The sequence below is a fragment of the Candidatus Limnocylindrales bacterium genome, assembly GCA_035571835.1.
Taxonomy (GTDB): domain Bacteria; phylum Desulfobacterota; class Binatia; order UBA1149; family CAITLU01; genus DATNBU01.
In genome coordinates this window covers 22283-36574 of record DATNBU010000028.1, presented here as the reverse complement: position 1 = coordinate 36574, position 14292 = coordinate 22283, and the positions used below count along the sequence as shown (strand labels likewise).

The following is a 14292-nucleotide window of genomic DNA, read 5'->3' as shown; positions in this document are numbered from 1 at the left end:
TCGCTACAACGCAATGTCTCACGCAGAATACCGCGGCGGGTCGCGTTACGCGCAAGGTGAGCGAGCACACGAAGATCGCCGGCGGCTAGAGCGATTCCAGCAACGACGAAGCCTTTGCAGGAGGAAACTATGACTATCATGCGCACGTTGTCTTCACGTCGGCCGAATTCGAGTACTGACGCGGGATTGTTGTTCTCGGCGATTGCGGCAGCTTCGCTGCTGTCGGTTCTGCTGCTCGCGCCGCCGGCGCGCGCAGCCGACACAGCTGCCGCTCCCGATGCTGCCAAGCTCTGGAAGGCGAATTGCCAGTCGTGTCACGGCCCCGACGGCAAGGGCAAGACCAAGGCGGGTGAGAAGGCAAAGGTGAAAGACCTGACCAGCGCCGAGGTCAAAGCCGAGCTGACCGAAGCCAAGGCCCTCGAATCGATGAAGAACGGCGTCAAGGCCAAGGACAGCGACAAGCTCGTGATGAAGTCCTATGCGGACAAGCTCTCTCCCGCCGAGATGGACGCGCTCGCCAAGCACGCTCTGTCGTTCAAGTAATAAATCAGGGACAGACACCGATTTTTCAAAATCGGTGTCTGTCCCTGATTTCCTAGAGCGCCGCGCGCAGTGACGGCGCCTTCTCGAGAAGCGCCGAGCCTGCCGCTGCGAGCGGTGCCAGCTCGCGCAGGATCGGAGTTCCGACGACGGACGGAAGCGTAAGGCTTCGCGAGTAAAGCTTCTCGAGCGTCGCGAGGTTCGCCGCCAGTAGCTTCGCGTTGTATTTCGCCGGCGCCGTTGCGAACTCGAATCCGTCGCGCAACGTCATCCGCACGATCTTCTCCCCGGCATCGACCGCCAGTGCGTTGGCCACCTGCATCCGCAGGTACGTCGACGACATTTCCTCGACGAGCTCATCGAGCGTGTCGAGGTCGTCGAGCGCGCACGACGCCGGCGTCAGATTTCCGGTGAAAACGGCTTCCATCCGGTCGAGCCAATCGCGTACCGGCTCGGGTGCTGCCGAGATCCATCCGCTGCCGGTCGGATCGCGCCGGATCTGGTTGAGCTGGCCGTAAAACGCGAAGTCCGCCTGGTGCGGCGCCGCTCCGGTCAGAAACAGCGAGCGCGACAGCGCGCGAGCGAACGCACCGAGAATGCGCGGAAGCATCGCGTACCAGCCTTCCGCATTCTCCGGCGTTGCGCCCATCTTCGGCAGCGTCGAGATGATGCCGGGAGGGAACTCGCGCGCCGCGCGCTGGAAGTCGAGCCCCGGAACTCCATGCGTCATTCCGCATGCAATGATCGCCGCGTTCTGCGCCGCATCGGCGGGATGATACCAGCGCGACGTGAGCATGATGCGCACCAGCCATTCGTCGGCATAGTCTTCGAGCAGCATCGCGACCGTATCGGTTTCTGGATCCTTCCAGCGCGTCGGCGGATCTGCGGCGATCGATTCGACGTGCGCGGCAATGGCCGTCGAATCGTTCATCGCCTCGTCCGAAGGCGTGATGACGACCGGCACCATCGTCTTTCCTGTGCGCGCCTGCAGCACGGAGAAACGCGTCTCCGCGTTCTCGAGAAACTCCTGCACGGGCAGCTTCTTGTACTTGAGGAACGCGCGAATCTTGTCCGAGTACGGACTGTTCTGCATCGTGTAGAGGGTCCAGGTCTGGGTCATGCGGGTCTGCTCCGATTCGTGATTGCGCGCGCTGGCGAGGCCGCGAATGTATCCGCGCTGATTGTTCAGAGCCACACGCGCGTCACCCCTCCCGAAGTGGCCTTTGATCGAGAGCCGCCATAGTCTTCGCGGCCGGTAGGCGCGAGATGGTCGCTGTCGCGCGACGATACCGAGCATCAATGGCAGGAGATTCGGCAGGAGCTTCGAATCCTGCACGATCGACGGAGGGGTGGCCGAGCCCGGTTTAAGGCACCGGTCTTGAAAACCGGCGGCCCGCAAGGGCCCGCGAGTTCGAATCTCGCCCCCTCCGCCACTTCACTTTCAGCGCCGGATTCTCTGCAGTTCGCGAAGCCGGCGAAGCAGAGTTCTCGCCAGCGCCGCGCTCATCGGTCGGTCAGCCCGAACAACCTTCTCTGCTAAGCCGCACCACTGCCGCTCCTCCGTTTCGTCAGCGTGCGGCGAGACCAAATCGCGCTTTCACGTTTGCACGTGAGTTGCGGAGAATCGCCGCCGCACGCGCGTCGGAGACGGTGCGCGACAGTGCAATCGCGCCGGCCATCTCGGCGATCGCCGACCAGGCGACCGCGTCCGCATCTTTTACACCGAGTTTCTTCGCGAGCTTCGCAAGCGCTGCGGCCCAACGCTCGGTTCCGTCGGTAAAGCGCTCGCGCGCACGTTCGGGCATGTTCGGCAAGTCGCCCGAAAGTGTTGCAACGGGGCAGCCGTCCGCGGGGTCGAGGCGGTGCGACGCCCCGAGATAGGAATCCACGTAGTTCGCGATCGCCGCCGCGGGCTCGCGCCCCTCCGTCAGGCTCAGGAAGCGGCCGTGCATGACGTCGAACATGTGCGTGATCGCCTGCGCGACCAGGTCGTCTTTCGATTCGAAGTGCGCGTAGAAACCGCCGTGCGTGAGACCGGCGGCGGCCATCACCTCCGCCACGCTGACCCGCTCTACCCCCTTCGCCCGGATCGCAGCGGCCGCTTCTCCGAGCACGAGAAGTCGCGTCTTTTCCTTATGGCTCTCGCTATAACGCACGAATGAGATGTTATCCGTCATGCCTTTTTCAGTCAAGGACTAGGGTTTCTCGCGTTTATGCTTGCTTTGGAATGATACGCATCATATAAAGCCCACCATGGAGCATTGCTCGATCGCCCAGCGATGGCCCGCTACGCGAGCTCGTGGTGAGCAGCTGGCTACGGCGGCACTCACAATGAGGCCTGCAATTGTTCAGACCGCATGCGCGTTGCTGTGGATCTCGTGCGCCACCACTCTTGCGAGTTGCGCAGTCGGTCCCGACTATCATCCCGTTCCCTTGGCCCTCGGCAGCTTTCACAACGCGGCTGCGATTGATGCGCGGAGCGCGGCGGCACCCGCCCCGCCGCTCGATCGCTGGTGGATCGGCTTCGGCGACCCGGCGCTGACGAGCATCGTCGAGCGCACGCTCGAACAGAATCTCGACCTCGCGGCTGCACTCGCACGCGTCGATCAGGCGCGGGCAGCAGCACGAGGAGCCGGCGCGGCACTTCTGCCGACTGCGGATGCGGCCGTCCAGGTCGCGCCCATTCGTCAGTCCCTCGAGAGTCCGACCGGTGCGATCGCCAGCCAATCGCCAGCCTTCGATCGCAGCATCACGCTCTACGACATCGGCGTGGGCGCGAGCTGGGAGATCGATCTTTTCGGCGGCCTCAGACGCGGTGCCCAGGCCGCCAGAGCGGAAGCGGAGGCCGCGGAGGCAGCGGGTGTCGGCACCCGGATCACCGTCGCAGCGGAAGCGGCGGACGCGTATTTCCTTGTTCGCGGCTTTCAGGCGCGACTCACGTTCGCTCGCGAACAGATCGCAACCGACGAGCACCTGCTCGCGCTCGTCCGGCTTCGGTTCGCGCACGGGGACGCCAGCGATCTCGAGGTGGCACAAACCGAAGCGCTTCTCGCGCAGGCGCGAGGCACGGTCCCGCTGCTCGTCGCCGGCCTCGAAGCCGAGCTCAACCGGCTGGACGTACTGATGGCCGATCAACCAGGCACTCACGCGGCAGAGCTGGCGCGCGCGGCTGCGATTCCGGCAATCCCGGACATTCCCCGCGGCGACGAGCCCATCGATGTTCTGCGCCGTCGCCCGGACGTGATCGCCGCCGAACGCCTGCTCGCGGCATCGAGCGCACAGATAGGCGCCGCGCTCGGAGAGTATTACCCAAAGATATCGATCGCCGGCCTGCTCGGATTCGAGAGTGTCGACATCAATCATCTGTTCCGATCGGCGACGTTTCAGCCGCAGGGCGTCGCTGGGCTGCGCTGGCGGCTCTTCGACTTCGGCAAGATCCACAGCGAGGTCGCCGCGGCGCGCGGCGCCGAAGCAGAAGCACTGGCTCGTTTTCGAAACTCGATTCTTCGGGCCGCCGAAGACGTCGAGAACGCATTCATGCTGCTCGTTCAATCGGAGAGCCGCAGGCGCGAGCTCGCGAATGAGGTAGTTGCGCTTCAGCGGGCGCGCGACACGGCCGAGACCGCGTATCGAGGCGGCGTCATCACCCTGACCGACGTGCTGGACGCGGACCGCCTCCTTCTCGTCGCCCAGGACGAGCTGGCAAAGACTCGCGCCGACTGCGCACGAGCCGCGGTCGCCTCGTTCCGTGCGCTCGGCGGCGGATGGTGTGCACCGACAGACATGCCGTCTGCCACGGCAAAGGCAACGCATGAAATCTTCATTCCCGAAACTTCGCCGCGACAACCAGCCGACGGAGGCCTCCATGCTTCAGCACGCTAATCGCTCGTTCCTCGCAGCTGCGTCTCTGCTGCCGTTCGCCGTCGCCGCGTGCACGCAAGCAAACTCGTCCGAGGATCCGCGGACGCAGGACGCCCTGGTTCGGGTCGCGACCGTGGAGGCTGCCGTCCAGACGGAGCGTTCATTCACGGGAATCGTCGCGGCGCGGGTGCAAAGCGACCTCGGCTTTCGCGTGCCCGGAAAGATCCTCGAACGACTCGTCGACACCGGTCAGACCGTGACACGCGGCCAGCCGCTCATGCGTATCGACCCGGCGGATCTGAAACTGGCTTCGCGCGCACGCGACGAGGCCGTTGCCGCCGCAACGGCGCGCGCGCACCAGACTGCACAAGACGAGGCACGTTACCACGCTCTTGTCTCAGCGGGCGCGGTTTCCGCATCGACCTACGACAAAGCCGAGGCTGCCGCCAAGTCGGCAAAAGCCGAGCTCAATGCGGCCAGCGCTTACGCCGACGTCGCGCGCAACGAAACCGGCTACGCTGTTCTGCTTGCCGATGCCGACGGCGTAGTGGTGGAGGCCATGGCGGAGCCGGGACAGGTCGTGGGCGCCGGACAGGTCGTCGTGCGTATCGCGCATGCCGGGCAACGCGAAGCGGTCATCGATCTGCCCGAAACGGTTCGTCCGGCAATCGGATCGATAGGCCGGGCGACGCTGTATGGGGGCGAGCGGGCGGGCTCTGCGCAACTTCGCCAGTTGTCGGATGCCGCAAACGCAAAGACCCGGACGTTCGAGGCACGGTATGTACTGGGCGCGAGTCTGGCAGAGGCGCCGCTCGGCTCGACCGTGTCGGTCCAGATTCCGTCCATCACGTCCACGGCGACACTACGGGTCCCGATCGGCGCGATTTTCGATGCGGGCAATGGTCCCGGCGTGTGGCGGATCGACGGCGAAACGCCTCGCGTCACCTGGCGTGCGGTCGAAGTCTCTCAACTCGGCGCGGAAGCGGCCGCGGTTGTCGGCGAGCTCGCGGCGGGCGACCGCATCGTCGCGCTCGGCGTACATCTGCTGCACGAAGGCGAGTCCGTGCGACTGGCGGGTAGCAGGACCGCAGAGCCATGAGCAGCTTCAATCTCTCCGCTCTCGCCGTACGAGAGCGCTCGGTCACTCTTTTTCTGCTCGTCGCGATCGCCATCGCGGGCGTCGTGGCCTTTTTCAGGCTCGGGCGGGCGGAAGATCCTGCCTTCACGATCAAGCAGATGACCGTCGTCACGGCGTGGCCGGGAGCCACGGCAAAGGAGATGGAAGCGCTGGTCGCCGAGAAGCTGGAGAAGCGGATGCAGGAGCTCCGCTGGTACGACCGGACCGAAACATTCTCGCGGCCGGGACTGGCCTTCTCCACGGTGATCCTGCTCGACAGCACCCCACCGGCCGAAGTTGCGGAAGAATTCTATCAGGCACGCAAGAAGCTCGGAGACGAAGCCCACAACCTGCCGCAGGGCGTGATCGGTCCGATCGTGAACGACGAATATTCGGACGTGAACTTCGCGCTCTATGCGCTGAAGGCGCGCGGAGAGCCTCATCGGTTCCTCGTTCGCGATGCCGAGGTCTTACGCCAACGGCTTCTTCACGTACCGGGTGTCAAGAAGGTCAATATCATCGGCGAGCAGGCCGAAAAGATCTTCGTCGAATTCTCCCATGATCGCCTCGCCACCCTCGGCGTGTCGCCTCGGGAGATCTTTGCCGCACTGAACGGCCGCAACGAGATCACGCCGGCGGGTTCGTTCGAAGCCAACGGTCCGCAGGTCTTCATCCGGCTTGACGGACCAATCGCCGACCTCGATGCGATCCGGAGTACGCCCGTCGCCGCGCAGGGCCGTACGCTCAAGCTCTCCGACATCGCCACAGTGACACGCGGCTACGAAGATCCGGCGACTCTCCTGATCCGCAACAACGGCGAACCGACCTTGCTGCTCGGCGTGATCATGCGCGAAGGCTGGAACGGGCTCGACCTCGGCAAAGCGCTCGAGACCGAAGCGGCGGCGATCAATGCGGAGATGCCGCTCGGCATGGGCCTGTCGAAGGTCACCGACCAGTCCGTCAACATCCGCTCGGCCGTCGACGAGTTCATGATCAAGTTCTTCGTTGCGCTCGCCGTGGTGATTCTGGTGGGCTTTCTCAGCATGGGATGGCGCGCCGGGATGGTCGTCGCGGCGGCCGTACCTCTGACGCTAGCCGCGGTGTTCGTCGTGATGGCGGCGACCGGTAAGGACTTCGATCGCATTACGCTCGGGTCGCTCATCCTGGCGCTCGGGCTGCTGGTCGACGATGCGATCATTGCGATCGAGATGATGGTCGTGAAGATGGAGGAAGGCCACGAGCGCACGCACGCGGCAGCCTATGCCTGGAGCCATACCGCCGCGCCCATGCTTGCCGGGACCCTCGTGACCGCGATCGGCTTCACGCCGAACGGCTTCTCCAAATCGAGCGCCGGCGAATACACCAGCAACATGTTCTGGATCGTAGGAATCGCGCTGATCGCATCCTGGATCGTTGCGGTCGTGTTCACGCCTTTTCTCGGAGTGAAGCTGCTTCCGGACGTCGCGAAGCCAAAGGGCGGGCACGGCGCGATCTACGCCACGCCTCTGTACAACCGTTTTCGCCGGGTGCTTGGTATCGTCATTCGCCGCAAATGGCTCGCCGCAGGGAGCGTGATCGGCGTATTCGCCGTCGCGCTCCTCGGCATGGGAGTCGTCAAGCAGCAGTTCTTTCCGAATTCCGATCGGCCCGAGGTGCTCATCGAAGTGCAGATGCCGTATGGCACGTCGATCGAGCAGACCAGTGCCGCCAGCGCCAAGGTCGAGTCGTGGCTGGCCGAGCAGCCGGAAGCGGCGATCGTGACCGCCTATGTGGGACAGGGTGCGCCGCGATTCTACATCCCCATGGCTCCCGAGCTGCCCGATCCCTCGTTCGCGAAGATCGTCGTCTTGACGAAGAGCGAAGAATCGCGCGACGCGCTCAAGCGGAAGTTGCGTCAGGCGGTGGCCTCCGGCCTGGCGCCGGAAGCCCGCGTGCGCGCTACCCAGCTCGTGTTCGGTCCGCCCTCGCCGTTCCCCGTCGCCTTTCGCGTCATGGGGCCTGAGCCCGACAAGCTCCGCGACATTGCGGCGCAGGTCCGTGCCACGATGCAGGCCGAGCCGGATATGAGGACCGTCAACACCGATTGGGGCGATCGCGTGCCCACGCTTCATTTCTCGCTCGAGCAGGACAGGCTGCAAACGATCGGCCTCACGACGAGCGACGTTGCGCAGCAACTTCAGTTCCTGCTGAGCGGCATCCCGATCACCGAGGTCCGCGAAGACATCCGCTCGGTGCAGGTCATTGGCCGCTCTGCGGGCGACGCGCGGCTCGATCCGAGCCGCATCACCGATTTCACGTTGGTGGGAAGTGCAGGCCAGCGGATTCCACTGTCGCAGATCGGAAAGGTGGAGATCCGCATGGAAGATCCCGTGCTGCGTCGCCGCGATCGCACACCGACGGTGACGGTGCGTGGAGACATTGCCGACGGCTTGCAACCGCCGGACGTGTCCGCGGCCGTCCGAAAAGCGCTCCAGCCCGTCGTCGCGAGTCTGCCGGCGGGCTACCGAATCGAGGAGGGCGGCGCCACCGAGGAGTCCGGCAAGGCCAATCGTGCGATCGCTCCGCTGTTCCCCATCATGATCGCTCTCACGCTCATCACGATCATCTTCCAGGTCCGGTCGATCTCCGCGATGGCAATGGTGTTCGCGAGCGCACCGCTCGGCCTCGTCGGGGTCGTCCCGACCTTGCTGCTGTTCCATCAGCCGTTCGGGTTCAACGCGCTGATCGGTCTGATTGCGCTTGCGGGAATCCTCATGCGCAACACGCTGATCCTGATCGGCCAGATCCGCACCAACGAGGAAGACCAGCTGGCGCCCTTCGATGCCGTCGTCGAAGCCACCATCCAGCGCGCGCGGCCGGTCATCCTGACGGCGCTCGCCGCCATGCTGGCGTTCATTCCGCTGACGCACTCGGTCTTCTGGGGAACGCTCGCGTATACGCTGATCGGTGGAACATTTGCCGGGACGATTCTCACGCTGGTTTTCCTGCCGGCGCTGTACGCGATCTGGTTCAGGATCGACCCGACGATCACGGAGACGAGCCCACTCGTTCCGTTCGAACGGAGCCTGTCCAATGGTGCAGAGCGTACCTCATGGCCGGCGATGCTTCCGCAGTGAGAGTGCGAGGACGCCGCCCTGGCAAATCAGACCAAGGAGATGGCATGGCAGAGAAAAATTCCGATCAGGTCGCCGACTGGAACGGCCAAAGCGGGGAGCGCTGGGTCGCGTACCAGGCCCGTCTCGACGCCATGCTGGCGGTATTCGGCCAGGCCGCGATCGAAGCCGCGGCGCCGGCGACGGGCGAGCGCGTGCTGGATGTCGGCTGCGGCGCGGGCGCATCGAGTCTGGCTCTGGCCGCCCGCGTCGGCGCGGGGGGCCACGTGCTGGGCGTGGACATATCCGAACCGCTGATCGGCCGAGCGCGCGCGCTTACGCCACAGAATACGCCGGCGCAGTTCCGGGTGGCCGACGCCGGCAGCGCCGCGCTACCCGAGGGCGCGTTCGACATCCTGTTCTCGCGTTTCGGGGTGATGTTCTTCGACGATCCCACAGCGGCGTTCGCACATATGCGCCGCGCGCTGCAGCCGGGCGGGCGGGTCGCTTTCGTCTGCTGGCGCGGCGCGGCCGAGAACGATTGGGTGCGCCTGCCGATGGGCGCGATCAAGCGCATCGTCGCGCCGGCCGCGCCGCCCGATTCCGAAGCGCCCGGCCCATTCTCGTTCGGCGACCGGGGGCGCGTGGCGCGCATCCTGACGGCGGCCGGCTTCAGCGATATCGCTATCGCGCCCTTTGATGCTTCCATCCCGTTCGGCAAGGGCGCGACGCGGGACGCGGCGATCGACGACGCCGTGGAGATAGCGTTCAAGGTTGGACCGCTGTCGCGCGCGCTTGCTGATCAGCCCGACGACATCCGCGCCCGCGCCTCGGCCGCGGTTCGTGCCGCCTTCGCGGGCCGCCCCGGCGATCGGTCAGTGATGATCGACGGCGCGGCGTGGATCGTCACGGCGCGCAATCCGGCACGCTGACAGAGACGAGACGCCGAACCGTGCTCATAGCGACCAACTGCCCTCCGTACGGCGACGGCACGCATCTTCCGTTCGGTTGTCCGCACAGACAGAGCTCGCGATCACGCGCACGACGTTTGTCTGTCACGCAAGCGGCACGTCGACGAACGTCGACGCGACAATCACTGATCCGTTTGGGACATCAAACACGTGTACTACGCGCTGAAGACAGAACGTTGAAAAGAGGCCTGGGGCTACTTCAAACGCTCGTGCTCGCAATCTCCGCTGCGGCCTCATATGCAGCGGAGATTACGACTCCCGAATACGTTGGGCCAGAGTTCTCACTCAGTCAGCAGACCATCGGTAACCAAGAGGCCCCAACTCTCGCATCAACGACTCCGGGACAGGTTGTAGCCGCTTCCCTCGAGGAACCGATCCGCTTCGGGCAGCGCTCCTGAAGTGACGAGCATCCCCGACTACTCCAATCCGTACAACATCAACCCCGGCTATTGCTGGGACTACCATGGCAGCAGTGTCAGCTGGGTGACCAGTTGTAGCGGGTGCAACACTCAAGTCAGCACCTGGAATTGATCCGACGGGCAATTTCGATGCGACGCGGGCTCGGCAATCGCCCGCGATGACGATGTGCAGGAATCGATTCCGGCGCAGGGCTGTACCCGCTCGCCAGTGCTGAATTGACTTACTCAGCCCCGAACCCCACAAGACGGACGAACGGCAATTTCCTGCCGGCATCGTTTCATTCCAGAGGGGAGTACGTCATGCAGACCATTCTCGCGGGCGTTCTCGCCATCATTCTCGCTTTTTCGGGCACCGCAGTAGCTGGCGGCAAGCCAGACGGTGCTCAGTGCCATGTCAGCCGTAGCTGCGCCAGTCGCCTCTGCGTAACGCTGGTTCCGACCGACAAGTTCGGCGTCTGCTGCACACCGAATACCTGTGCTGGTCTCGGTGCACAGTGCGGATCCGTCGCCAATGGTTGCGGCATCCCGATCGATTGCGGTCCCTGCGACGTCAGCAGCCAGTGTACCGACAACATCTGCGTCGCCATGACGACGACCACCACAACCAGCAGCACAAGCACCACGACCAGCAGCACGAGCACTTCGCTCGCCCCGACCTGCATCGCCGACGGCGAAACCAGCAGCGGCAGCTTCGGTGGCATCTTCGGTGCGCAGAACTGTATCGATAGTCTTGCCGCGGCGTGCTGCAGCGGGGAGTCGAGCGCATCCGCTTGTGATTGTACGGGGTCCGGAATCTTCGACTCGTGCTCCGGATCCGGCACCTGTCTCCCGACCTGCATCGCCGACGGCGAAACCAGCAGCGGCAGCTTCGGTGGCATCTTCGGTGCGCAGTACTGTCTCAATGGTCTTGCCGCGGCGTGCTGCAGCGGGGAGTCGAGCGCATCCTCTTGCGATTGCACGGGGTCCGGCATTTTCGACTCGTGCTCCGGATCCGGCACCTGTGTTCCGAGCTGCATCGCCGCTGGCGAGACGAGCAGCGGCAGCTTCGGTGGAATCTTCGGTGCGCCGTACTGTCACGACAACCTCGCCGCGGCGTGCTGCAGCGGGCAGGCGAGCTCAACTCCTTGCGAGTGTACGGGGTCGGGCATCCTCGACAGCTGCTCCGGGTCTGTGGTTTGCGAATGAGAACTCTTTGACGGGGCGAGGTTGTCGCGCGCGGTGCGCGCGACGATGACACGGAAACCGATTTTCCGTCACTTCACTTCGCGCGAGTACGCCACCGCCCGATTCTCTCCAGCTCGCGAAGACCGTGTGCCGGGTCGCCGGTTCCCATCGCCGCTCAGAATTGGCTGCTTCGACCGTTCGCAGCGCGGCATTCCGGTTGTTTTCGAGCAATGTTGATCGGTCTCCGTTGATTTCGAACCATACGGGGGTGGTTTTCGCCTTGCGGGTCGCTGACGCGGATATGTAGGCTACGCGACTTTCAACGCAGCCAACGCCGCCGCCGGATGGTGACCATGAGGACATTTCGCATTGCTTTTCTGGGATCCTCCATCCTTGCACTGATGCTGCAGCAGTCGACCTTCGTAGCCGATGCGCAAAGCTGCCAGCCGGAGCTTTGCAACGACGTCGACGACGATTGCGACGGTGTCGCCGACGAGGACTTCCCCGAGAAGGGACAAGCTTGCACCGCCGGCGTCGGTGCCTGCCAATCCAGTGGTTCATTTGGCTGCACAGCGGATGGGACCGGACTGCAATGCAATCTCGTCGTCCCCGGCGGCACACCGTCCGCGGAGCTCTGCAACGACATCGACGACGATTGCGACAGTCTTGTCGACGAGGACTTCCCCGGGAAAGGACAAGCTTGCAGCGCCGGCGTCGGCGCCTGCCAATCCAGTGGCTCACTTGTCTGCAGCGCGAACGGGACCAGCCTGCAGTGCAGTGCGGTTCCCGGCACACCGTCCGCGGAGCTCTGCAACGACGTCGACGACGATTGCGACGGTCTCGTCGACGAGAACTTCGCCGGGAAGGGACAAGCTTGCAGCGCCGGCGTTGGCGCCTGCCAATCGAGTGGGTCGCTTGTCTGCAGCGCGAACGGGACCGGCCTGCAATGCAGTGCCGTCCCCGGCACACCGTCCGCGGAGATCTGCGACGATGTCGACGACGATTGCGACGGTGTCATTGCGGATGATCCGTGTACGCCACCGCCCGCCGCCTGTCCTGCGTCTGCGGCGACGGACTGCGCGGCCTCGGGAGCCGACGCCAAAGCGACGCTCGGTTTGAAGACCAAACCGGGCGACACGGCCGGCGTGAAGAACAAACTGAAATGGAAGCAGGTAGCGGGGCTGGCGATCGACCCTGCCGAGTTCGGTGACCCGACGACGACCGAGAGCTTCGCGCTATGCATCTACGACGATGGCGATCTGGTACTCCAAAGTCAGGTGGGCCCGCATGCCGAGCGTTGGAAGGCGGTCTCGAACGGCTTCCTCTACAAGGACAAATTCGGCTCCAGCGACGGAATCACCTTGCTGCAGCTTGTAGGCGGGACGGCCGGTTCATCGATGCTGGCGGCAAAGGGACGTGGGACGAACCTTCCGATGCCAGACCCGGTGGGCACGACGCGCTTCTTCGAGGCTGCGACGTCGGTGGTCGTTCAGCTGCATGGGACACAGACGTGCTACGAGACCGTCTTCCTTCCGGCGGAGATTACCAAGAACGACGGTGAGGCTTTCTTCGCGAAGCACAAAGCGGTGGTCGACGGGACAGGTCCGGACAACGAAGATCCCGACGCCGTCTATGTCGACGCGGCCAGTGGCGCCGATGATGCGAGCTGCGGACCGCAGGCGACTCCTTGCGCTTCCGTCACCTTCGGCCTTTCCCAGGCTATCGCCGACGCCAGGCTGCGCGTGTACGTTTCCGCAGATGCATACTTCGAGGACGTAGCCGTCGTCGCGGGAATCGACCTTCTCGGCGGGTACGATACTGCGACCTGGACGCCGTCGTCGCAGCGGTCGGTGCTGTACGGCACCAGTGGCGCCGGTCATCGCGCAGCCGTGAGCGCGATCGGAATCTCCACCGCGACCGACGTCACCGGGTTCGCGATCCATGGTGCCACCGCCACCACTGCCGGCGCCAACAGCTACGCCGTCTACGTCAACGGCTCGAGCAGCCAGCTGTCGATCACGGACAATGTCATTTACGCCGGGTCGGGCGCTCCCGGTGCGGCAGCCAGCGCAGCAAACGATGGTTCTGACGGCGTTCCGGGCGAGGGCCGGCTGGCCAACCCGTCGGGCTACGATGCGTTCATCACGAGCGGATCAGGCCCTTGCGATGCGACGAACAATCGACAGCTCGCGAATGGTGGCGTCCTGACCTGCGGGGCTACGGACGTCAGCGGCGGCAACGGCGGAGGAAACACGTGTCCGACCAGCAACTCGTTCACTGAGCTGAGTGCTCATGACGGCGCGACGGGCGCGAATACTGGCGGAGCAGGCGGTGACGCGGGCGACGACTCCACCTTGGACGAGACGAACGGAAGCCTGTGTTACGTGCCGTCAGGGTCGACCGAAGGTGTAACGGGAATTTCGGGCGCGGCCGGCGCGGCCGGTAGCGCGGGAAGCGGCTGCAGCGCTGCGGCGGGCACGGTGATCGACGGACATTGGATTTCCGGCTCGGCTTCGTCCGGTGCGGCAGGCACGAACGGTCGCGGCGGCGGCGGCGGTGGTGGCGGTGGCGGATCATTCTGCGCGAGCTGCACGCAGCACAAGGATCGTCTCGGCGGTCACGGTGGTGGAGGTGGTTCGGGTGGTTGCGGCGGCGGCGGCGGCACCGGTGGCGGCGGCGGTGGCGGCAGTTTCGGCTTGTTCGTCAGCGGCGGCACTGCGCCGGTCTTGCAGGACAACATCATCTATGGCGGCGCGGGCGGCAGCGGCGGCGTCGGCGCGCGCGCAGGCCACGGCGGAGCCGGCGGCAGCGGCGGCGGCGGAGGAACGAGCGCGCTGTTCTGCGCGAGCTCAGCCGGCAATGGTGGTGATGGCGGAGACGGCGGTCCAGGCGGCGGAGGGGGTGGCGGCTGCGGCGGCAGCTCCTTCGGCATCTACACGGCGGCAGTCGGATCTCCGACCTACTGCACCTCGAATATCGTCAGTGGCGGTTCAGCCGGCGCTGGCGGACAGGGCGGCCCTTCGCTCGTGAACAACGGCAATGACGGTGCGAACGGGCTCGTCACGGATTGTTCGTTCAACTGAAGAGTCGGCGTCACCAGCTCAACCGCTGTGTCGGGTTCGGTCTGG

At 64.9% G+C, this 14292-nt stretch carries 9 protein-coding genes and 1 tRNA gene; 8 read left to right on the top strand and 2 right to left on the bottom strand.

Annotated features, from left to right (window positions below; translation table 11 throughout):
• The first annotated feature begins 189 nt into the window (after positions 1-189).
• Positions 190-543, top strand: coding sequence for a cytochrome c (locus VN634_11670; GenBank protein HXC51536.1), 354 nt, complete (start codon positions 190-192; stop codon positions 541-543).
• A 52-nt stretch (positions 544-595) separates the two neighbouring features.
• On the opposite strand, the gene VN634_11665 is transcribed toward VN634_11670, so the two are convergent.
• The gene (locus tag VN634_11665; protein HXC51535.1) at positions 596-1660 is read right to left on the bottom strand and encodes a glutathione S-transferase; all 1065 of its coding nucleotides are present in this window, start codon (positions 1658-1660) and stop codon (positions 596-598) included.
• A gap of 223 nt (positions 1661-1883) precedes the next feature.
• Between VN634_11665 and VN634_11660 the strand changes: the two genes are divergently transcribed.
• Positions 1884-1973, top strand: a tRNA-Ser gene (locus VN634_11660).
• A gap of 135 nt (positions 1974-2108) precedes the next feature.
• Here the strand turns inward: VN634_11660 and VN634_11655 are convergent.
• The gene (locus VN634_11655; GenBank protein ID HXC51534.1) at positions 2109-2717 is read right to left on the bottom strand and encodes a TetR/AcrR family transcriptional regulator; all 609 of its coding nucleotides are present in this window, start codon (positions 2715-2717) and stop codon (positions 2109-2111) included.
• 154 nt (positions 2718-2871) lie between these two features.
• Between VN634_11655 and VN634_11650 the strand changes: the two genes are divergently transcribed.
• The 6 genes from VN634_11650 to VN634_11625 all read left to right on the top strand — a co-directional run bounded on the left by VN634_11650 (position 2872) and on the right by VN634_11625 (position 14247).
• Positions 2872-4422, top strand: a complete 1551-nt coding sequence (locus VN634_11650) for a TolC family protein (protein HXC51533.1) — start codon at positions 2872-2874, stop codon at positions 4420-4422.
• Positions 4352-5500: an efflux RND transporter periplasmic adaptor subunit gene (locus VN634_11645; protein HXC51532.1), complete on the top strand. Its 1149-nt coding sequence runs from the start codon at positions 4352-4354 to the stop codon at positions 5498-5500. The genes VN634_11650 and VN634_11645 overlap by 71 nt, the downstream gene beginning before the upstream one ends.
• Positions 5497-8634, top strand: a complete 3138-nt coding sequence (locus VN634_11640) for an efflux RND transporter permease subunit (protein HXC51531.1) — start codon at positions 5497-5499, stop codon at positions 8632-8634. The genes VN634_11645 and VN634_11640 overlap by 4 nt, the downstream gene beginning before the upstream one ends.
• 44 nt (positions 8635-8678) lie before the next feature.
• Entirely contained in the window at positions 8679-9542 is an 864-nt protein-coding gene (locus VN634_11635) for a methyltransferase domain-containing protein (protein HXC51530.1), read from the top strand.
• 758 nt (positions 9543-10300) lie between these two features.
• Positions 10301-11185, top strand: coding sequence for a hypothetical protein (locus VN634_11630; protein ID HXC51529.1), 885 nt, complete (start codon positions 10301-10303; stop codon positions 11183-11185).
• A 332-nt stretch (positions 11186-11517) separates the two neighbouring features.
• Positions 11518-14247, top strand: a complete 2730-nt coding sequence (locus VN634_11625) for a MopE-related protein (protein HXC51528.1) — start codon at positions 11518-11520, stop codon at positions 14245-14247.
• Positions 14248-14292 lie beyond the last annotated feature (45 nt).